The sequence below is a fragment of the Lederbergia wuyishanensis genome (assembly GCF_022900255.1).
Classification (GTDB): domain Bacteria; phylum Bacillota; class Bacilli; order Bacillales; family Bacillaceae_C; genus Lederbergia; species Lederbergia wuyishanensis.
In genome coordinates this window covers 103,241-125,357 of record NZ_JALIRM010000001.1, presented here as the reverse complement: position 1 = coordinate 125,357, position 22,117 = coordinate 103,241, and the positions used below count along the sequence as shown (strand labels likewise).

The 22,117-nt window shown below is 37.1% G+C and carries 13 protein-coding genes; 1 reads left to right on the top strand and 12 read right to left on the bottom strand.

The window, feature by feature from the left end:
• Positions 1–99 precede the first annotated feature (99 nt).
• From addA to MT489_RS00685, 8 genes are all read right to left on the bottom strand, one after another.
• Complete coding sequence (gene addA, locus MT489_RS00720) at positions 100–3,849, bottom strand: helicase-exonuclease AddAB subunit AddA (RefSeq protein WP_244679593.1); 3,750 nt, start codon at positions 3,847–3,849, stop codon at positions 100–102.
• Complete coding sequence (gene addB, locus MT489_RS00715) at positions 3,827–7,342, bottom strand: helicase-exonuclease AddAB subunit AddB (RefSeq protein ID WP_244679592.1); 3,516 nt, start codon at positions 7,340–7,342, stop codon at positions 3,827–3,829. Before addB ends, addA begins: the two co-directional genes overlap by 23 nt.
• Before the next feature lie 99 nt (positions 7,343–7,441).
• A complete protein-coding gene (locus MT489_RS00710) occupies positions 7,442–8,050 on the bottom strand; it encodes a TVP38/TMEM64 family protein (protein WP_244679591.1) in 609 nt (202 codons plus the stop codon).
• A gap of 707 nt (positions 8,051–8,757) precedes the next feature.
• Positions 8,758–11,004: a glycoside hydrolase family 3 protein gene (locus MT489_RS00705; RefSeq protein ID WP_244679590.1), complete on the bottom strand. Its 2,247-nt coding sequence runs from the start codon at positions 11,002–11,004 to the stop codon at positions 8,758–8,760.
• Between the two features lie 149 nt (positions 11,005–11,153).
• Complete coding sequence (locus MT489_RS00700) at positions 11,154–11,975, bottom strand: sugar phosphate isomerase/epimerase family protein (RefSeq protein ID WP_244679589.1); 822 nt, start codon at positions 11,973–11,975, stop codon at positions 11,154–11,156.
• A 23-nt stretch (positions 11,976–11,998) separates the two neighbouring features.
• On the bottom strand, positions 11,999–13,126 hold the full coding sequence (locus MT489_RS00695; RefSeq protein WP_244679588.1) for a Gfo/Idh/MocA family protein: 1,128 nt from the start codon (positions 13,124–13,126) through the stop codon (positions 11,999–12,001).
• Positions 13,127–13,317: 191 nt separating this feature from the next.
• A complete protein-coding gene (locus MT489_RS00690; protein WP_244679587.1) occupies positions 13,318–15,969 on the bottom strand; it encodes an alpha-L-rhamnosidase in 2,652 nt (883 codons plus the stop codon).
• Positions 15,970–16,141: 172 nt separating this feature from the next.
• Positions 16,142–18,130 (bottom strand): S9 family peptidase, encoded by a 1,989-nt coding sequence (locus tag MT489_RS00685; RefSeq protein ID WP_244679586.1) that lies wholly within the window; start codon positions 18,128–18,130, stop codon positions 16,142–16,144.
• A 198-nt stretch (positions 18,131–18,328) separates the two neighbouring features.
• On the opposite strand from MT489_RS00685, the gene MT489_RS00680 reads away from it, so the two are divergent.
• Positions 18,329–18,712, top strand: a complete 384-nt coding sequence (locus tag MT489_RS00680; RefSeq protein WP_244679585.1) for a YhjD family protein — start codon at positions 18,329–18,331, stop codon at positions 18,710–18,712.
• A 33-nt stretch (positions 18,713–18,745) separates the two neighbouring features.
• On the opposite strand, the gene rbsK is transcribed toward MT489_RS00680, so the two are convergent.
• From rbsK to MT489_RS00660, 4 genes are read right to left on the bottom strand one after another with little or no spacing between them, the layout of a single operon-like run.
• Positions 18,746–19,633: a ribokinase gene (rbsK, locus tag MT489_RS00675; RefSeq protein ID WP_244679584.1), complete on the bottom strand. Its 888-nt coding sequence runs from the start codon at positions 19,631–19,633 to the stop codon at positions 18,746–18,748.
• A gap of 5 nt (positions 19,634–19,638) precedes the next feature.
• Positions 19,639–20,460 carry an energy-coupling factor ABC transporter ATP-binding protein gene (locus tag MT489_RS00670; protein WP_244679583.1) on the bottom strand — a complete coding sequence of 274 codons (822 nt, stop codon included), beginning with the start codon at positions 20,458–20,460 and terminating at the stop codon, positions 19,639–19,641.
• Positions 20,453–21,319 (bottom strand): energy-coupling factor ABC transporter ATP-binding protein, encoded by an 867-nt coding sequence (locus MT489_RS00665; RefSeq protein ID WP_244679582.1) that lies wholly within the window; start codon positions 21,317–21,319, stop codon positions 20,453–20,455. The genes MT489_RS00670 and MT489_RS00665 overlap by 8 nt, the downstream gene beginning before the upstream one ends.
• The gene (locus MT489_RS00660) at positions 21,316–22,059 is read right to left on the bottom strand and encodes an energy-coupling factor transporter transmembrane component T family protein (protein ID WP_244679581.1); all 744 of its coding nucleotides are present in this window, start codon (positions 22,057–22,059) and stop codon (positions 21,316–21,318) included. Before MT489_RS00660 ends, MT489_RS00665 begins: the two co-directional genes overlap by 4 nt.
• Positions 22,060–22,117: the final 58 nt, after the last annotated feature.

The window sequence follows — 22,117 nt, the reverse complement described above, 5'->3', positions numbered from 1 at the left end:
CAGCCTTTCATTTATTATAGACATACTACAAATAAAAATAGTCTACTAAAATAAACTAGATTACAATTTCGTCAATAAGTAAGGTGCTTTCGCTTTTCTTTAAAGATTCAAAAACTCCCCACTATCAAAGAAATATAAATATTTTCCGATAACCGGTTTACCCCATATTTCGGAAATTGCTCTTTCGTAAAGATTTAATTGGGTTTCATAACGTCTAGACAGTATTGTTTTAGCTTGCTGAACCCCATTTGGATACCTACCTTGGATAACATCTGTCTTATAGTCAAGTAGAATAACCCCGTCTTGCTCTTCAATAATACAGTCTATAATTCCTTGAACAAGGACATTTTCATCAAATCCGTCCCAATCGGAATAAACTTCCTTCGCCGGAACCCCCATTGTAAAGGGTACTTCTCGATGAATTTTTATAGCAGAAATCATTCTTTTGCCTATATTACTTTCAAAAAATTGGACAATTTCCTCACTAGAAATTACTTCAGCCTGTTCAATTGTAATAATTTCTTTTTCTATTAATTCCTCTAAAACCATTTCCACGGAAAATGATGTTGGCTGCTCGTTAAGCGGTATATGCTGCATAACAGTATGCATGGCGGTTCCCCTTTCCGTTGGAGATAGAATACCACGCTCCATCATAAATTTTGGTCGATCATACTGCTGAGTAGATTTCTTTTGAATGATTTGTGTTCCACTTGCCTCATCTCTAATTTCAAACATTCTTTTCATCTCGGATACAGATTGCTTTGACATCCTTTTTGTTGCTTGAGGATAGGCATATTCCCATGAAAGTCGTGACACTACTTCTTCCCTATGCTCAGATTCACTTTCGATTTTATTTCCTTTTTTTACAGATTCCAGCCACTCTAAATCAATATGTTCAATATTCTCAATCTCTTCAGCGAATTGGTTTTTTGATAAAATTTCAAGTTTCCAACTTGAGGGATGATCTAATATCTCCTTAATCGATCGCCCTTCACTTATAGCTCTAATAATATCTCCATCACGATGCCTAGCTAGCGTCATACCAATCCAATCAAGATATGAATTGGCTTGTGCTCGGTTATGATCAGATAAGAGCCATTCTGATTGTCTTGATGCTTTCATCCATTTTTTCATTTCTTTTTCAATATTTTTTACTGATCCAACTAAGAAAAGCTTTTCTTTCGCTCTAGTTAAAGCAACATACAGGACACGCATTTCCTCAGAAAGCATCTCCATTTTTTTCTTTCTTTTTAATGCAAGCTGCGGAAGTGAATAATACGAAATACGTTTCTCTGGATTTACATATTTACATGCGAAGCCGAATTCTTTATCAAACATATAGCTTGCAATCAAGTCCTTCATGTTGAACTGCCTTGCAATTCCTGCAACAAAAACGACCGGGAACTCCAATCCTTTACTAGAGTGAATAGTCATAATTCGAACGACATCTTCCTGTTCTCCAAGAGCCCTTGCAGCTCCTAAATCATTTCCTCTTTCTTGCATTCTCTCAATAAAGCGAAGAAAACGAAATAACCCTCTAAATGATGTATTTTCATATTGCCTAGCTCTGTCATAAAAAGCACGTAAATTCGCTTGTCTTTGTTTTCCACCCGGAAGCCCACCGACAAATTCATAAAAACCAGTATCACGATACAATTGCCATATCAATTCTGATAAAGCACCGTTTCGAGCCATATTTCTCCACTCATTGAGTTGATTTAAAAAGTGTGAAGCCTGCTCCCAAGCTTCACCGAAAGAATGTTCAGGCATATTTGCTGCAAACGTTTTGACTGCTTCGTAGTAACTTCCTCTTCTCGATTGCAAGCGAATATGCGCTAGTTCCTCTTCGGATAAGCCAATAATTGGAGACCTAAGAACTGCTGCAAGTGGAATATCTTGATCAGGATTATCAATGATTTTTAATAAAGACATCATGATCGACACTTCCGTCGCTTCAAAATATCCGGTAGATAAATTAACATGTGCTGGAATCCCTGCATGTTTAAATTCTTCCATAATATCAGGAGCCCAACTTAAGGAACGTGCTAATATCACAATATCCTTATAGCGGATTGGCCTCATAGTCTTTGTTTTTAATTCATAAATAGGATGTTCCTCATCAATCATCTTTCTGATTTTTTCCGCCATATAGCGTGCTTCTAGCTTCGTCTGTTCTAACTCACTTTTATCAAAAATGTCTTCGTGCACTTCTTCATGTGATACATCATCATTAGATTGATCGATAATACAAACTTCTATTGGATAAGCTTCGTCAACTGGATATCCTGATCCTTTGGCTAACTCTGCATCTTGGTTATATTCAATTTCACCTACCATGGTGCCCATAATTTGCTTAAATACAAAATTCACACCATCTAGCACTTCAACTCGACTCCGAAAATTGCGGGAAAGATCAATTCGAAGACCTGTATTCACCCCTTCACTTGTAAAACGCAAATATTTACCTAGAAATAAATTCGGTTCAGCTAAACGAAAGCGATAGATGGATTGCTTAACATCCCCAACCATAAAAAGATTTCCATCAAACTCACTATCAGCAGAGACTAACTTAATAATCGTTTCTTGAACCATATTTGTATCTTGATATTCATCGACAAGTACTTCTTTAAACTGATTACGATAGTTAATGGCAATTTCAGAAGGGAAAATTTTATTATTCTCAATTTCACTATCCATTAATATCTCAAGACATAAATGTTCAAGGTCCGAAAAATCTACCAAACCTTTATTCATTTTTTCTTTTTCAAAAACATTGGAAAACCGCTTTACAACCTCAACTAATGTAGCAATAGCTTGTTTCATTTCCTGCATGTCTTTAAGAAACTTTTCGGGTGACTTCGAGAACAATTCTGATGAAAGCTTGTCCAACATACTTTTAGCAGCTTTTCTTAATTCATCTGCTTCCTTTGTTAATGCAGGATCATATTCATCCCCCTTGCAAGTTTTCGCTCTCGAAAAACTCCAGTCATTCATTACCTTATATAGGGGGTCCCACCCTTGCGCTTCTGCATGTTCCATCCTCTCTACAATAGAAAGGTCGCTTAAGTAATTTTCCGCACGTGGAGCTGGTCCCCCTGGAGCTTTTGATAGTTCTAATGCTTGCTTAAGCAATTCTTTAGCCCCAGATAATTGGAGTTGTATATCGAATTTTAAAACATCAAAAAAGGGGAGATTCTCAATTTTTGAACTTTCGGTAACGTCATACATCTCCACTATTTGATCTAGCCAAATGAACGGATTTGGATGGGAACGAGAATAATCATATAGTTTTAGGACAAGTTCTTGAACCGCACCATCATGTCGATCGTTTGAAAATGTATCAACGAAATGATAAAAAGAGTCATTTTCTTTTTTTCCGTATTCACTCTCAAAAAGTTCATCTAATACTTCATCACGAAGGAGATCTGCCTCCGTTTGATCAGCAATTCTAAAGCCTGGATCTATGTCAATCATATAGTAATATTTTCGTACAACATCAAGGCAAAAGGAGTGCAATGTTGAAATGTAAGCGCTATTTAATAGACTGAGTTGTCTTCGTAAATGTGTTGATAAAGGATCTTCATCTATGGCTCTTTCAAGTGCCTCTCCGATACGATGCCTCATTTCTGCAGCAGACGCATTTGTAAAAGTAACGACAAGTATTTCGTCTATATTTAAAGGGTCTTCACTTGCTAATATTCTTTGAATAATTCGTTCTACAAGAACTGCCGTTTTTCCTGATCCCGCAGCGGCTGCCACCAAGATATCTTGATCTTTAGCCATAATCGCTTTCCATTGATCGTCTGTCCATGTTACATGTTCTGGCTTAATTGGTATGACTGTCTTCAAACGTAACAACCTCCCCACGAATCCTTGCAAGTACATCAAGAGAGTCTTGCTGTGGAATAATACGATACCCATTACTTTCTAATGATTGATCAAACTGGCAAATGGATTTATAGGAGCAAAATTGGCAAGGAGTTCTGTCTCCAAGTTTATATGGATCAATATGGACATCGCCTGAAATAATCCTATTACCTGCTTCTTGATAAAGATTACGGACATAACGTCTAATTGCTTTAAAGTCTTCTTCACTTGCAGAACTTTTTTGCGAATTTGCCGACAAACTTCCATCCTTATTGATGCTTGCAGATATTATATTTGAAGCTCCAGCCTCCAAGGAATTATCCATAAGGCGAATGATACTAGAATCGCCAAGTAGTAGACCTTTCATTTTAAATTCCTTTAAAATTTCATTTTCAATATCTTCCAAAGTTATTAATTTATCGTTATTAATCATTGGGTTATGGACATGAAAATATAGAACTCCAGCAGGCGAGGCTTCTGTTCCTACCAACTTGCTTGAATGAGTAATAATAATATCTAAATAAGTAAGCATTTGTAATGCAAGGCCGTGATACACTTCATTTAAATCTAATGCCCTGGAGCTTGATTTATAATCTATGACACGTAAATAAACACCATTCTCGTCTTCTGCTTTATCTACTCGATCGATTCGACCTTGAAGCTGCATTTTTGTTCCGTTTTTTAAAGTAAATGCAAGAGGAGGCAATTGCTTATACGGTCCAAAGTCAAGCTCTAGGCCTACTGGCATAAACCCACTCACCTTCGCGTGACTGCTTAAAACATACGAAGCTCTACCAATAATTTGTTCTAGCTTCCTTTTTATATAAAAATACCGATTTGAACTTAATAAAATTTGATTTTGTAATTTTGGAGCAAATTGTTCAACTGCCATTTTTGCAAGCCATTCACAATGTTCCTTCGTCAAACTTGACCATGTAAGCCCCTTACGAATGACTTCATCAGAAATCCACTTAAGTGCAGCGTGAAATAAATCCCCAATATGAGGCGCATCAAGCCTATAAATCTCCCTTTCACGTAACCGGAGTCCGTGTGAAGTAAAGTGAGAAAAAGGACATCCTTGAAAAAGCTCCATCCTTGAAACACTAGCCAGCATTTCCTCTCCGTACAATTCTTTACTTGTATTTTGTGAAAGTGTTTTTGTATCATTATTATAAAATAAGCTTGAGAGAATTTTTTTCGCCTTTAACACATGATTGGATTGTTCCAAATAAAAATTATAAACATCCCACCAAAAATCAGCGATTGGATATCCTCGCTTTTTTAATTGCAACTGTGAAGTTAAATAGGCAATCGCTGTATTTGGATGAGATACATACGCTAATTGATCTTTTATTAAAAGCTCACTAGGTTCATTACTATCGCTTAATACTTTTATTTCAGGGAAAATCTCTCTAATTCTTTTAAAATAAGGTGAAGGCAGCAAACCTTTCCCTTCATTATCAGCAAGTGGATATGACAAATACAGACGTTCTTCTTGGATTGTAAAAGCCCTATATGCGACAAAGTCTTCATCTAATAACTTCTTTTTACCGCCTGGTGCAAGCTCTAATCCAGTAGCATATAATTCGCTTCGATCTCCATCTGACAACGCACCGTCGTCCAATTGCTTAGCTGGTAAAACACCGTCATTTAACCCAACGACAAAAGAAGCTTTAATATTTGAAAGACGCGATAACTCCAAATCCGCGACAAAGACTTGATCAATCGCTGGAGGAATTAATGAAAATTTTGCAGCTTCCAAACCAGAATCAAGAATATCAATGAATGTTTCAATCGATATTGGTTGCTCTCCCAATACTTCAACAAATTGATCAAGTATTTCTACTACTGCATCCCAAGCTTGATCATGTTCCCTTGACATGACCAATTGTCCTTTTTCTTCTGCAATTTTACTTTTTTCCATTAGTTTATTTGGAATATCTAAATCTTCTAAAGCTAAATAAACTGCTTCACAAAGTTCACGAACATTCTTTGCCTTTTTTATTTTTCTGGATAATCGCAAAATAGGTAATACAACTAGGTTTCGAGATTCATTTAGTTCAGCTTCCATTTGCTTTTCAGCATCAGTTTGTGGAGAATCTCCATGGTCAAGGCCAAAGAAACGCTTGTAACGCCAAGGTTTCTTATCTAACCACTTATCACCCTTGATCCCTTGGGCAAGAACGTAATTTTCGAGTCTATCCATTTGTTCCCTAAGCCTCTTTATATCAGCTCCAAATGGAAAGAGTAAATCAGTTTTAATCGCGCGGAATATTGGCTCATATCTCCAATTGCTGTGGACGATATCAAGTACACTACGTACAAATTCAATTAGCGGATGATTTAACATCGACCTTTTTTGATCAAGGAAAAAAGGAATTTCGTAATCATGAAATATAGTTTCCATTATCTCGTGATACTCATGGCCATTTCGTAATAATATCGCAATATCGTTATAACGATATCCTTCCTCCCTAATAAGCCTGCGAATTTCCCGAGCTATGCTTTCTACCTCGGCACGTCTATTTGCTGCTGCTCTAATTTCAATAGCGGGATTATGATTAAATGTTTTGATTGGACGCTTATCGAATCTCTCCTGCAAATACTGTAACCCTTCATCCTTGAATCTCGGCGTTTCGGCAAGAAACACATCATCTTCAATTAAAATGTCTCCATTACGAGCCATCTCGAATAAGTCCGAATACGTCTCTCCGGTTAATCTAAATAAATTTAAATCATCAGGCTTCGCTCCATTTTTATAAGGACGATTCAAAACAAGAGCCATAGACACCCTTTTACAATGTATCATCAATTGTTCTATAACCCTTTTTTCTTGTGGAGTAAAATTATGAAATCCATCAATATATATTTCTGCATCCTTTAAATAGCTAGAATTCTTTATAGAATCAGCTAGCAAATTCAAATAATCGTTTGAATCAATATATTTTCCAATAAGAGTTTCTTCATATTTTTGATAGATGAGTTCTAAATCATGCAGTTTGTCAGCAAGAGCTCTAGTTGACGCTTTAAATGAGAGCTCTTTTTGTGTATTAATGAGATCCTCACGTGTTATGCAATAATGCTTAAATTCAGTGAGCAATCTTTCAATATGTTCAATAAAGCCTTTTTTATCAGCTGCTTTTTTAAAAAGCTTCAAATCATCTTTATGGTCCTCTATAATTTTTCGAATTAACATATTCAGACCAACACTAGATATATGATTTCTGCTTGCTCCCCCAGTTTCTTGGAGAATTCTCCAAGCTAATCGCGTAAAGCTAAACACCTGAGTTCGAATCATTCCCGATATTCCAGGAGTATTAACTAACCGATATTCAGATAAAAATGTCATTTGTTCAGGAACTATATAAAGAACAGGGTGACCATCAGGCTGTTTCATCAATTTTTCTTTGATTTCATCTAGGAACAAAGTAGTCTTCCCTGTTCCTGACCTTCCTATGACGAAACGAAGCGACAATTTTCCCAACCCCTTTTTAATATACAATCTATCACTATTATAACATAACGAACATACATTCCCAAAAGAAATAAAAAAAGCTGTCGATTTAGACAACTTTTAACCTCGTGTATGGACTTTGTTCTTCATTCTGCTTTCAATATGCTTTCCAACATACCAAAGAATGAAAATAATTACTAAAACAATTCCTGTACGAATCGGTTGTTTAACCAAAGAAACAATGTCATAGCCAATGAAGCTTAATATAAAAATCATAACCGCTTTTCCACCAATAACAGCAAGCATGTATTGATATACATTGATTTTCGATAGCCCTGCAACTATATTAACTATCGCTGACGGCGTAAAAGGGAAACATAATAATAAAAATAATGGACCAAATCCTCTTCTTTCTACCCATCCTGTTAAGTTTTGTACATTCTTGTTCCTTTGTAAAAATTGAAAAAAACGTGTTTCTCCATATCTTCGCACTAGCAAAAAAACAAGAAGGGAGCCAAGCAAAGCTCCTAACCACGACAAGAAAAAGCCCCATCCTAAGCCAAAAGCATTTGCATTAGCCATCACAAATAGAAATAAAGGTAAAAAGGGAAGGAAAGCTTCCAATAAAGGTAAAAGAATACCTGGTAGTGGTCCAAAAGACCGGTATTTATCTATTAAGTCTATTACATTTTCAAGAGTAAACCATTCTTTTATCGAATAAAAATCCATGAACATTCCCCAATTCGCACTATCAGGATAGAGGAAACCTCCTTGAAATTATGTAAAAATTATATCACATTTTCAAAAAAAAATTGTGCATCTTTGTTACAGAATACCCAATTAATATCGGGAGTAATCATCTTGAAAGAACTAAAAGTGCAAGACACCGTCTAACTATGATGAGCAAAAGTTCAAAAACTGAAAAAGTCTGTTCTTTAACTTCATCAGTCTAGCGGTGTTTTGGATTCGAGCTATTTACATCTGAATCTTCTCAGAAAACGGTTTTAAAAAGGAGCAAGTAAAGTATTTTAGGCTTTGTTAACAAAAAAACAATCTAAAATCGTACTTACTTTAGATTGTTTTTTTATATTAAACTATGACTTTGCTAATTTCTGATGAGAGTCAATCCAATTAATCTCTTTATCTTTGTATCCCAATACTTACATTAGTGACCAGCTGGGCCATCTTTGAATCTTAGTTCAACACCTATTTCAGCAATGGAATCTCTATATTTCTTATTATCTTCATAGAGGAAATCTTCCGTTCCACATGCTAAGAATAATTTAGGTTTTCAACCAGTACTTGCAGATAACTTCTTTAATAACATAAAAATATCATTATTACATGATCTACCTTTCATGGTCTCCAAACTCATTTTTTTGATAAGGCTTTTGATTTAAAGCTTAGCTGTATAAGTGTCACACTAATTCCCGCTTCTAAAGTCTACTTTTTTCCATTTTTTCCTTATTGTATCTTTCCTTTCTTTTATCATTAATAACTCCTGACCAATTAAGTCCGAACGAAAAATCATATTTGTTTCCTTCTGTATCGACATGACATTCCATATCATGTGGAACATCTTCAAATTGTTCTTCAACCGTTTTCATATTTGCTGGCATTTGCATAGGTAAAAGACCTGATGGCTCATTGTTCCCACTGATAATATCTAGAAGTGCTTGATCTTGAACTCCGAAATTTGCTAGAATTACATTTACTTCTTTTTCAAATTCTTCAACTACAGCTGGTTTAGACAGTAGAAGCGAAACAATGACTGGTTTTTCCTTCATTGCTTTTTTTGTCTCTAATACTAAATCGAGATCTGTTGTATTCGGTGGTGTGAATGATTTATTGAGGTAATTTCGATCAAGAACCTCTCTCGAATCACCGGCAATGCTTTTTTCACGTGCATGTTCTGCTTTATACGGCTTGTACTGCAGGCTGATTGGAACATATCCTGTTCCTCCAGCTTCGAAGTCTTCCCTACTGTACCCAGCACCTTCCGGATTAGAAATGACAACTATAGCAAAATCCGCTTTATCAGGATTATCAGTTACGTTATAATACTTTTTCACAATATCTAAATTAACAGGGTATTCCAGTCTTTCAGGTATTACATGCCCAAACCAGCTTCTACCCTCAGCAATATAGCGTTTCGGAATATAAACAGTCTTTCCTTTTTGAATTGGCAAGACATTTTGTTGATTTTTTAACAAAACAAGGGATTTTAGTTGGGCCTCATATCCTTTTTTCATAAAATCGGAATGCCCTACAATCTCTGCACTTTTTTCAGGAACTAAATACGGATTTTCAAAGAGCCCTAACCTAAAAATATTTAATAGTAGTCGAACAGCAGACACTTCAAATCGCTTCCGCATAAAATCCTCGCCATGTTCTCTTACACCAATTTGATAGGCTTCTATAATAGGTCCTGCTTCGTTATTTCCACCAAACTGGTCTGCGCCAGCCATTAATACTTTATAATGCCGTTCTGCTACACTTAAATGCTCCACACCCCAAGACTTTCCTGCAAAAATATCAACTGTAACCGGTTCATCTCCTGTGATTCCCCAATCCGTGCAGACAACTCCATCATAACCGTATTTATTGCGAAGCAGGGATTTGATAATGTAGGAATTATACGCATTCCCAACATTTTCATTTGTTTCATCGTCTTGATCATATGAGATTGTGTAGTAAGGCATTACTGCAGATGCCATCTTTGTTTTTCCTGATAGTTTGAAAGCACCTTCCGTAAACGGAATTAATTGCTCATCAAAATTTCCTCCTGGATAAACAGCATATTTCCCGTAGCCCCAGTGTGCATCCCTTCCACCTTCACCTGATCCCCCACCTGGCCAATGTTTAACCATTGCGTTGACACTTTCATAGCCCCAGCCATTCGTAATTTCATTTTCTCCTTCTGATGTTTGGAATCCATCAACATATGCACGTGCTAAATCCGTTGTAAGCTTGGAATCCTCCCCGAACGTTCCATTAAATCTCATCCATCTTGGATCTGTTGCTAGGTCTATTTGTGGAGATAATGCCGTTGTAATTCCAAGGGCACGATATTCTTTCGAAGCGATTTCTCCAAACTTTTTTACAAGTTCGGGATCAAACGTAGCTGCTAATCCAAGTGTTTCCGGCCACATTGAAATGGCACCGCCAGCACCTGCATTAAATTCGGCACTTGCAATGGATGCATGTCGTGGATCCGAACTAGTATTAATTGGAATTCCTAGACCAATCCCTTCTACAAGAGCTTGAGCATTGTTATTCCATTTGGCTGCAATTTCAGGAGTTTCAACTGTCGTAATCAATATATGACGCAAATGATCATGAATTAGGAAATCCTTTTGTTGATCAGATAAATCATATGGTTCCGCATCACTTTCATTCAAAGGTTTACCGCTAAATGTTCCTGAAAAAAAACCTTTAGAAGCTGGAATTGCTTGATGGCTACTATAAAGCATAAGTCCAGCAATCTGTTTAATTGACATTTTTGATGCTAAGTCTTTTGCACGTTCTTCAGGAGAAAGGCGCCAATCTTCATACTTATCAAGTATTCCGTCTTTGTTTAAATCTTTGAATAGCTTCCCATCTGCTTCTATTATTTCCACTCCTGATTCTGATGAATAGCCAAGAGTTGGTCCACCTTCATTTTTTACATATTTAATAGACATACAAATCCCCCTTATAACATAACGGGGCTGCAAAGAAGCCCATTGGGAAGTTCGTACCCTATGAGCTTCTTTTGGCAGGAATCACCCGCTTTTATGGGTAAAATCAAGTTTAGAGTTAACAATGTTTCTAGTTAAATTAGTCTACATGCCTATTCTACCAAGCCGAGCTTGGTAAGATTATCATAACTTATTTTTAAACTTTCAAATGGATCTCTCTCACTCTCATCTTGCTCAACAATCAGCCATTTCGTTCCGATTTCCTCGGCTACTGTAGCAATTTCTTTAAAATCAAGAATCCCTTCACCAACTTCTGCAAAAGGTTCTTTTACCCCTTGAGCAAAAAGTTCACTTAAATCTAAGATACCTTCGCCAAATCCCTTAGAAATATCTTCTCCTCCGGCCTTCATATCTTTAATATGGAGAAGCGGAGCACGATTTTTCAATTTGCGGAGATATTGAACAGGCTCTTCTCCACCTCTTCTGATCCAATATGTATCCAATTCCGTTTGTACAAACTCTGGATCTGTTTCACGGAGTAAAATATCAAGCACGTATTCTCCATCAACTTTAAAAAATTCCCAATGATGATTATGGTATAGGAATGTCACTCCTCGTTTTCGGAATTTTTCTCCAATCTCATTCATTTTCTTCGCTTTTTCCAAGACATCTTCTTTTGATTTAAAAATCATCGATATCGTAACAAATTTTTCGGCATTCATTTCTTCAAGATAATCTGCAATCTTATCCACTTCAAAATCCAACGTATCAAATCCCGCATGCGTCCCAACAACCTTTAGTCCTAGCCCATCTAAAAGTGACTTTAGCTCTTGAATAGTCATTCCTTCCGGTGGTGGGCCTAGTTCAATTCCTTTATAACCAATTTCAGCGACCTTTTTAATTGACCCTACATAATCTTTTCCCATTGCTTCACGAATTGTATAAGGCTGAACACCTATAGGAAACTTTTTCATACAATTATCATCCTCTCAAAATATTAATCTAATTCATTATCTTTTAGACCGACTGGTAATGTTGCTGGACGCTCAATCATTGATTGTATATAAATGTGTTTTTCTTTTTCTGACGCTTCAAAGATACCTAATGAAACATCCAATATATGCCTTGCTAATTGACCACTTGCCCTGTGCTTTCTACCAGATTGAATCGCATAAGCCATATCTGCAACCCCTATTCCTCTGCTATCTTCATTGAAACCGTGGGTAAGAGGAATTGTTTTCGTTTCAAAATTTGGATACTGAATTGTTATATCACCAATAAACCCCTGGATAGGTCCAAAAAAGTTCGGATCTGGAACAATTAAATTGCCTTTCGTTCCAAATATTTCGAGTCTTGGGCGATAGCCAAAGCTTTCCTTTGTTGCTTGTACATTAGCTACTACTCCATTATGAAAATCCAATGTTGCTGCAACATTTGTTGGTGCTTCAACTGGAAATGTTTCTCCGTAGCGTGGGGACTTTTCATTTGTAATCGTAATTTCTTCACGAAGCTTTTGTGCAGAACCCGTGACTCTCTTTATAGGTCCTAACATCGCTACTAGAGCAGTCAAATAGTATGGTCCCATATCTAAAATTGGATCTCCACCAAGCTTCAGGAAGTTCTGGAAATTAGGATGCATACCATCAGATGAGTTTCCCATTATTATTGATGCATTTGCCGCATAAGGTTGTCCAATTTCTCCATCTTCAATTAGCTTAATGCAAGTTTGAATACTTGCACCTAAAAATGTGTCAGGGGCACATCCTACAAGCAAACCTTTAGATTCGGCTAAATTTATAACTTTATCAGCATCTTCGCGATTAAGAGCAAACGGCTTCTCGGTATACACATGCTTCCCTGCGTTAAGCGCTTGCAAATTAACGGAAGCATGGGCTGCTGGAGCAGTTAAATTGATAACAATATCAATCTCAGGATTCGCCAATAATTCTTCAACAGAACACGAAACAGGAATTTGAAACTCCTCCGCGCGTTTTGCTGCTATCTCCGGAACTAGATCCGCAACTGCTACAACCTCTAAAACATTGTTAAAAACCTGTGTACAATTTTTAAGATAAATTGCACTAATCATTCCACATCCGATGACACCGACTTTAACTTTTTTCATTGCTTTACCCCCAACTTAAGTAATAATAAAAATCTCCATAATATATTAATTTTCTACAAGTCTTTAAAATCCTTTAAATTTTTTAAATTTCATAAGTATTCCGCAATAAAATAGATAGAGATTAGGACACTCTATCTGTTTTTCATATTACGTTTGTATAATTTGGGTTACTAATTACTTTCTATTTTTTACTAATACTTAAATAGATAGTTCCCTGAGCCAACTAATACTTTTACATCGTTATTAGAATCGGTAACAACAGTTAGTGCGTTAGATTGCTCTATAGGAAGCTCACTTTCAAATATTTTTCTACCTGAAGAATTAGGCAATATAATTTCGGCAGTGGTATTAGACGGTATTGTCACTTCTACTTCCAGCGTACCATCGGAAAGTTTGGTCCAACTCGACTCAATTGTTCCATACATTGTTTCTAGTCTTCCTTTAGCAAAGAACAGCCCTTCCCCTGGGAGCGGCTTAATGATGCTCTTTTTGTAAGCAGGGTATTGCTCATCCATATCAATTCCTAATACTTTACGATATAGCCAATCTCCAATTGCTCCATAAGCATAATGGTTGAAGGAATTCATGTCAGCGCTCCAGAAACTACCGTCTTCTTTAATGCCATCCCAATGCTCCCAAATTGTAGTCGCGCCTTTTGTTACTTGATACAACCACGATGGATAATCTTTTTGGAATAACAATTTATAGGCAGCTTCATTTTGACCGTTTTCACTTAATACATGGTTCAAGTAAGGTGTACCAACAAAGCCTGTTGTCAGATGAAAATTACTCTCTTTTAATAAGTCCATTAATTTTTCAACAGCACGTTCTTTTGCTTTTCCTTCTACTAATTCGAACATTAAGGCAAGGAGTTGTGCTGTTTGCGTTGGTACAGATATACGACCTGCAGGTGTGACGAATTCCTCTTTAAAAGCTTTTACAATATTTGTGTGAAGCTTGGAATATTGTTCTGCATCCTGAGATTTTCCAAGTACCATGGCTGTTTTTTGAAGCAAGGAAGTGGAATATGCATAAAACGCTGTTGCGATATAATCACGATCCGTTGCTCCAACATAACTATCAGGCTTTGAATCGAGGGCAAGCCAATCTCCGAAATGGAAGCCTGTATTCCATAGAAATTCATTTTCTCCTTGACGGCGAATATATTCAACCCAAGCTATCATACTATCGTACTGTTCTTCTAGTAATCTCTTGTCTCCATAGACGAGATAAATGGTCCATGGACAAATGACAGCTGCATCTCCCCAAGCGGCTGAACTAAATGGTGGTGGGAAATGTTGATTACCTTCTTTCCCGAGAACATTTGGTACTACGAAAGGAACTCCACCATCATCCGCTTGATCACTCTCTAAATCTCTTAACCATTTCGTGAAAAATGGAGCAACATTCATTAAATAGGTGGATGTTCTTATAAACATTTGGGCATCCCCTGTCCATCCAAGTCTCTCATCGCGTTGTGGACAATCAGTCGGCACGTCAAGGAAGTTTCCTTTTAACCCCCATAAAATATTATGTTGTAACTGATTAATCATTGAATCAGAACATTCAAAACTTCCAGTTGGCTCCATATCGGAATGTAGGACCACACCTGTGAAATGTTCTAAATGAAGTTGCTCCGGAGTAAATCCGATTAACTGAACATAACGGAATCCTTGGAACGTAAAATGCGGCTCAAATGTTTCTATTTCTCCCCCCTTTAAAATATAGTGATTCGTTTGTTTAGCTGTCCGTATATTATCCATATAGAAGTTTCCGTCTTTATCCAGTACTTCTGCGTGAATCAACTTTACTTTTTGACCAGCTTCTCCTTTTACAGAAAAACGAACCCAACCGACCATGTTTTGCCCCATATCAAGTACAATTTCACCTTTTGGAGTTGTGACCAGAGCAACTGGATTAATTTCCTCTATTATACGGACATGATCGTTTTCTTGAGCGACAAGAATATCTTTTGTATACGGAATAACATCGACTTGCTTCCAAGTCTTTTCCTTCTGTTCGAGTCGAGCATCATAAGTTTCACCATGGTAAAGCTCTGACATCAGGATTGGACTTGCCTCTGCTTCCCATTGTTCATCTGAATGAATGATTATTTCAGTACCATCATTTAATACAACGTACAGTTGAAAAAGTAATGCAAGGCGGTTCCCATAATGAGAATGTGCCCCAGACCAAGCAAGTTCCCCTTTATACCAACCATTTCCAAGCATAGCTTCAATGTCATTGTTTCCTGAACGAAGCAAGGCAGTTACATCATATGTTTGATATTGCAGCCTTTCATTATAGTTCGTCCAACCAGGAGTGAAATAAGCATCCCCAATCTTTTGACCATTTAATTGTAGATTATACATACCTAAAGCGGTTGCATAAATCCGCGCAGATGATATGGCGGCATTCAAGCTAAAGCATCGACGCAAAATCGGACTTTGAGTACCATCCATTAACTCCAAATCACTTGGTGAGCTAATCCATTCTGCTGACCATTCGTCCTTATTAAGTAATCCGGTTTCCCAAAAAGATGTATCTGACCAACCAGTTCCTTCACTATGCTGATTCCAAGCTTGTACACGATAATAGTAACGCCTACGAGAAGTAACTTGTACGTCCTCGATTTCAATATGGATACTTTTATCGGATTTCACTTCTCCAGAATCCCATAGCAGATTAACAAAATCTTGGTTCTCTGCAACCTGAATTTGATAGGATGATTGAACAACACCCCTCTGATCGGATTCTAATTTCCAACTAATTCTTGGCTTTTCAACATCGATTCCAATAGGATCTTTCTTGTACTCACAACGAACGTCTTTAATGTTAAACAAGGCATTCTCCCTCCCTTTTACTTTCACCACTTTTTAAAATCTTCTGATATTAAAGTACCATTTTTTGTTTGTTTTTGTATATGTATTTTTCCTTTTGTTTAATATGTATTAGATTTCATTAAAAATTGGCTTAAGAAGGACTTTCCCTTCTTAAGCCAACCAAATTTTTTTCTTATAAATATTTCACAAACCAGTCTCTAATATATTCCAACCTATTGATTCTTAACGTTGGTTTTCCGCTCCTTGAAAGTTCGTGATTGGATTCAGGGAAACGAACGAATTTTGTTTCCTTTTCGCGATGTTTTAAAGCAATAAATAATTGCTCTGCCTGTTCAATTGGACAGCGATAGTCTTTTTCACCGTGCAAAATTAAAAGTGGAGTCTCCACATAGTCGACATATTTAAGTGGTGAATGATTCCATAGCTTCTCTATATCATTTAGTCCCGCAAGAATTTGCCAGTCTGTAAAGTAGTAGCCGATATCACTTACTCCGTAAAAACTAATCCAATTACAGATGGAACGTTGAGTTACAGCTGCTTTAAAGCGGTTTGTATGACCAACGATCCAGTTTGTCATGAAGCCTCCATAGCTTCCACCTGTTACACCTAGACGATCTTGATCAATAAAATCATACTGCTCCAATGCAAAGTCAACAGCAGCCATTAAGTCATTGTAATCATTGCCGCCATAATCGCCTCGGACCGCATCGACAAATTTCTGACCGTATCCGTGGCTTCCTCGAGGATTCGTGTATAGAACCGCAAAGCCTTGAGCTGCAAGAATTTGGAATTCGTTAAAATAAGTGTTAGCATACATGGCATGCGGCCCACCATGAATTTCAAGTATAAGCGGATATTTTTTTCCTTTTTCATATCCCACCGGCTTCATCATCCAGCCACTTACTTTCCAGCCATCTGCACCTTCAAATTCAATGGCTTCAGGGATAGATAATTCTCTCGTCTTTAGAAACTCTTCATTTACATTAGTAAGCTGTTCTTTTTCGCCCGTATTTAAATTTACATAAAATAAATCTCCAGGATTTGTCGTAGTACTTATTGCTACAACTGCTTTATCATTTTTCTTATCAAGTGAAAAACCATATACATATTGATCATCATTAATAGCAGGATATAATTCTCCAGAAAGATTTCCAAAGTAAATGGCTGCATTTCCATGATCTGTCACCTGGAAATAAAAGCTTTCATTATCTTCTAACCATTGGACACGTGGAGCAACAACACCTTGAAGGAAATCCCCGACTACAAAATCACCGACGGGTGCATCAAATTCACTCGTTACACAAATCTTATTATCATTTTCTAAATCATAAATCCATAGCTTTGCATGTGTCGCATTTTCAAATTCTCTTTCACTTCCCACATATGCGATATAGCGGCTGTTTGGAGACCATGATGTTTGATAGAACATCCCTGTTCCTTCCGTTAGCTTACGAGTTTCTTTCGTTTCTAAATCTAACAAGTAAATATCACTCATAAATGAAAAATCAAGATCCACTGTTAAGTCTGCAGTGTAAGAAAGATATTTTCCGTTTGGAGACCATGTGCCAAGCTGGAAATTATGTTTTCCTTCCGTAATTGCTTCCAATTCTCCAGATTCTAAATTGACGATAGCGACGTGGGAAAATTGCTCCATATCAAGAAATCCGCCTGCATCTGATTTATGTTTCATTTTATCTATTTCAAGTGGTTTAAGTTCTTTCTCTTCTTTCTTGTCATTTTCAGCTTTGTCATTAATCGTTTCTTCTTTACCAAGTTTCACAGAGAACGCGATTTTCTTTCCACACGGAGACCATACAGGAGATGTCGCACCGTTTTTACAATCTGTCACTTGTTTTGCTTCTCCACCTATTTTAGAAAGTACAAAAATTTGTGGCTTGCCGTTTCTCGTAGACACAAACGCTAATTTACTGCCATCTGGAGACCATATAGGTGAGTTTGTTTTATGTTCGCCAAATGTCCATTGCTGAGGAATCTTATCATTCAAGTTTATGTAAAATAAATTAGAAACATAGTCTTTTTTCTTCTCGTCAATATGTGTTTTGACGTATACAACTTCTGTTCCGTCAGGTGATATTTGTGGATCAGCCACTGATTTCAACTGATAAAGATCTTCTGGTTTAATTCCTTGTTTCGAGGTCATATTTATCGCCCTTTCTTGTTGATACTTTTACATTGTACAATATTTCGACGCCCTAAGTATTTTTCCTGCTTGTTAAGGAGAAAATTTTTTTGAGCCCATTTTAATATTCTGGATTTTAATATCTTGCTATACACTTTTTTTCTTAGTATTATAAAAGGGAACGTATGTTCTTTTTCTTTCGAAGGGAGGATATTGCAAATGACAAGAATTCCAACAAGTGACCGGGATATCATCGAGCAAGCCATTTATCTACCTATGTTGCTCACCGTATTGAATCGAGACTTAATTGTAGTAAATACGAGCTCTCTTAAATTAAAAAAACCTTATTTAGAATTAATTGAAGAAACCATGAAAGCTATTCAGAAAGATCTCGCTGCAGTAAAACGCTATTTGTATAAAAATAATATTAAGGTAGAGCGTCTTAAATCAGATGATGCCTTTACAATGTACATGTTCGTTTATAAAGGTTATGAAGAGGAACATAATTACTTTAATCCGAGGCTAAGAAATAGAACAGAAGAATTGCTGCGTTATTACTTGTTTGAGCGGTTCAAAAATATACACATCGAAAAAAAAGCGTAGCTGCTTCGCAACAAATACGAAGAGCTACGGTGTTTATTCCAAATATGAATGTGGGATAAGTGGCTGGGCACCCATTTGCGTGACAACATAAGCAGCAACTTTCGTGGCAAACTCAATGGCACTTCGAAGCGAATCTCCACTGCATAATCCTACAGCCAATGCTCCATTAAACGCATCTCCTGCTCCTGTTGTATCAATCGTGTTAACACTCAATGCTTGAACCCATCCACTTTCTTCACGATTCATATAAAAAGAGCCTTTCGATCCAAGTGTAACGACAACTGTGCCTACCCCTTTATCGAGTAATAAACTACATGCAGCACGAATATTTTCTTCCGATGTCGTTTCAATACCTGTTAATTGAGCAAGCTCTGTTTCATTCGGAGTTAAAAATGTAACATTCTTTAATAAAGAATCCGGCAATTTTTGTGAAGGAGCTGGGTTAAGGATAACCATTTGCCCGTGTTCGGCTGCAATTTCCACCGCCTTTTCAACTGCCTCAAGCGGAACCTCTAGCTGAAGAAGAAGTGCATTGCTCGATGAAATAATATCGGCTTCCTGTTCAATTTGTTCAGGTGTAACTAAGAAATTAGCACCTGGAAACAAAACAATCGCATTATCACCTGCATCTGTCACTTGAATAATCGCTTGCCCAGTAGCTCCTTCCTTTTGTACCGAATCAGTATATACACCTTTTTCCTTCAAATTATTAATTGCTTGTCCCCCGAAATCATCAGCGCCAACTTTTCCAATAAAATGAACATTTGCTCCTAGTTGGCTTGCTGTAACAGCTTGATTGGCACCTTTTCCGCCGAAATGAACACTATGGGATGCACTGTGGAGCGTTTCACCATTTTTAACTACATAGGGAACACGATATACAAGATCTATATTAATGCTGCCAACTAATGAAATATCCATGCCTGTTATCGTCCTCTCGTCAAATCTCGTTTCTTTAATACGGATAATAATTGGCCTTTTGTCAGAATACCTTTCTCCAAGCCCAATAGGTTTGCCATTTTGGCAACTGCCGGCGGTTTCAACATACTTTCATCCAATATTGCATGATTATAAAAAATATGTTCTGAATCATCATCAGCTATAATCTTTCGATTGGCCATTACAACTATTCGAGAAAAATAATCTGTGACAAATTCCATATCGTGTGTAATTGTAATAACCGTCTTTCCCTTTTTCTCTAGTTCATCTAGAAGTTTGCTTAGTAAATCTAATCCAATTCGATCCTGTCCGGCAGTTGGCTCGTCCAAAATAATTACATCTGAATCCATAGCCAATACTGATGCAATTGTAACAAATTTACGAACAGAATAAGGTAAATTGTAAGGATTTTCGTGAGACACATGACTAATACCGCATAATTCCATCGCCCAATCAGTTAACGCTGTCACTCGCTCCGGGTCAAAGCCCATATTTTTAGGTCCAAATTGGACTTCAGATTCCACATCATTGTGAAAAATTTGATCATCCGGATTTTGAAAGACATAACCAACGTTTCGAGATACTTGAGCTGTTGTATAGTCTTTTGTATTCCAATCACCGACAAAAACCGCTCCTTCAGATGGTTTTAAGAGTCCATTCATCAATTTTACAGCGGTTGTTTTTCCAGCCCCATTTTGCCCAATAATCGCTAAGCGTTGGCCGCTTGGAACAGTCAGGGTCAAGTTTTCAAGCGCTTTTGTACCGTCAGGATAAGCGAAGCTAACGTTTTTCAATCGAATCTCAGTCATGAGCACCCACCCCTATATTTGTCCAACCTATGCTCTCTGGTAATTCTTCATCGCGAATTGGAACATAATTTAATTTAACACCGTTTTTCTGTAAATGTAGCGCAACTTCTGTTACATGAGGATATTGAATGTTATGTTCTCCAAAGCGGGGATTTGCAAAGACCTCTCTAGTTGGTCCTTGTAAAACAATTTCACCTTCGTTAAGAACAATAAGATTGTCTGCATATTCAGCTATTAAGTCCATTTTATGTTCTACAAGGATAATTGTTTTTCCCTTTTCTTTCATGAGACGAATAATATCAAATACATGCTCCGTTCCAATTGGGTCTAGTTGTGATGTGGGCTCGTCAATAACAAGGATATCTGGATTCATCACTATGATAGATGCAAGAGCAACACGCTGACGCTGACCACCAGAAAGCTCCATTGGATGTTTATCACGCAAATGTTCGATTTTTACAAGTTTTAATACTTCGTTTACGCGGTCAATAATTTCGTTTTCTTCTACACCTAAATTTTCTAGCCCGTAAGCTACTTCGTCAAAAACTGTATCTTTTACTCCCGATACTTGGATAAAGGGGTTTTGAAAGACATACCCAATTTTTTCACCTAATTGACCTAGCTGGTAGTCCACAATATTTTTACCGTCTACAATTACTTCCCCTTCAAGCTCTCCTTTGTAAAAATGCGGAATGAATCCACGTATAATATTACAAAGGGTCGTTTTACCGGATCCATTATTACCAATTACGGCTGTAAATTTTCCCTTTTCAATTGCAAAAGATGCATTTTTGATAATCCAATCATCGGCGACCGGATAACGGTATGAGACATTTTTCATTTCAATGATAGAATTCATGCGAGTATCCTCCATAACACCATTCCTACTAAAATAATAATATACACGAATGGTAGAATTCGATCTGCTGTACTTTTCGTCAGCTTATGCAAACTTGTTTTCTTAGTTGGAGCGGAAAACGCTCTAGATTCTAGAGTGATTGCTCGTTCTTCCGTACTTGAGATGGATGATAATATAAGTGGAGTTAAAGTTGGGATAAATGCTTTCGCCCTAGTCAACATTGATCCTTCTGTTTCTACCCCACGTGTTTTTTGAGCATCCATAATTGTATTAGCATGACGACGCATTTCAGGGATAATTTGCAAAGTGGATAAAACTACATATGCTCCCATTGGGGGGAGACCAGCGTCTTCAAGCGATTTTACAAAGTCTCGAACTTCTGTCAAACGGAAAAATAATATAAATGCAGAACCCATTGCGAGAATCCGCGAAGTAAGTGTTAATCCGTAATTCAAGCCTTCCTCAGTCCACTTGAATATTCCCCATTGTCCAATCACATGATCACCTGGATAGAAAAAGAGCTGCATTAGGAAAACGATGATAAGCAAAAATAACAATGCTTTCATAACTGTTCCAAAAAATTCTTTAAAAATACCTGCTGCTGCTGCGATAAGAAGTAAAATTGGAAAGACTAAAAATGAGAATAAATATCCTGGAATAATAAGAACAGCAGCTGATACAAACAATGCAAAGAAGAATTTAGTCATTGGATGCAGCTGCTGAATGAAATTTTTCTGCACTGTGAACCCTCCTCAGAAAAAGTAGCTCTTTCCGCACAGAAGAACGGAAAGAGTTAAG